The sequence below is a fragment of the Streptomyces sp. NRRL F-5122 genome, from assembly GCF_001507435.1.
Taxonomy (GTDB): domain Bacteria; phylum Actinomycetota; class Actinomycetes; order Streptomycetales; family Streptomycetaceae; genus Streptomyces; species Streptomyces lannensis.
This window is the reverse complement of the sequence record NZ_LMWH01000111.1, coordinates 1-595: the sequence shown is the minus strand read 5'-3', so window position 1 is coordinate 595 and position 595 is coordinate 1. Positions and strand designations below refer to the sequence as shown.

The window sequence follows — 595 nt, the reverse complement described above, 5'->3', positions numbered from 1 at the left end:
GGCGTTGCGGATCCACACGGCTGCACCGGCTTCATCGAGTGCGGCGGCATTGGTCAGGCCATGGCCGGGTATGCAGCGGTAGCTCGCGACCGGCAGGCCTGCGGCGAAAGCTTCCAGAGAGGTCAGGCCGCCCGCGTTCTGCACGAGGACGTCAGCAGCGTGCATCAGGGCCGGCATGTCGTCGACCCAGCCGAACACGTGCTCGATCCCGTCGGCACGCAGTCGCGCCGCGAGCGCATCGTTGCGCCCGCAGACGACGACCGGCACGGCGGCACCGCAGTCACGCAGCTCCTGGGCGACCTGCCGGACCGGCCCCACGCCCCAGGAGCCGGCGACCAGCAAGGCCAGCGGCGTCTTCTCCGGTAGACCGAAGGCGGCGCGCCCCTGGTCGCGGTCCTGCCTGGTGCCCGGCCGAAAACGCGGATCGGTGACCGGTCCGCACATGCGCACGTCCCGCGCTCCGGCTGCCCGTGCCTGGTGAGCCGGCACCGCATGAGCAGCCAGGTGGACGTCCACCCCGTCCGCCACCCACAGCGGATGCACGGAGAAGTCGGTCAGATAGGTCAGGACGGGGACCGTCAGCCGTCCGTCCAGC

Annotated in this window: 1 protein-coding gene; it reads right to left on the bottom strand. The window is 71.6% G+C overall.

Annotated features, from left to right (window positions below; translation table 11 throughout):
• A partial coding sequence (locus ADL25_RS13090; RefSeq protein ID WP_159044923.1) for a glycosyltransferase occupies window positions 1-595 on the bottom strand: 595 nt, incomplete at both ends.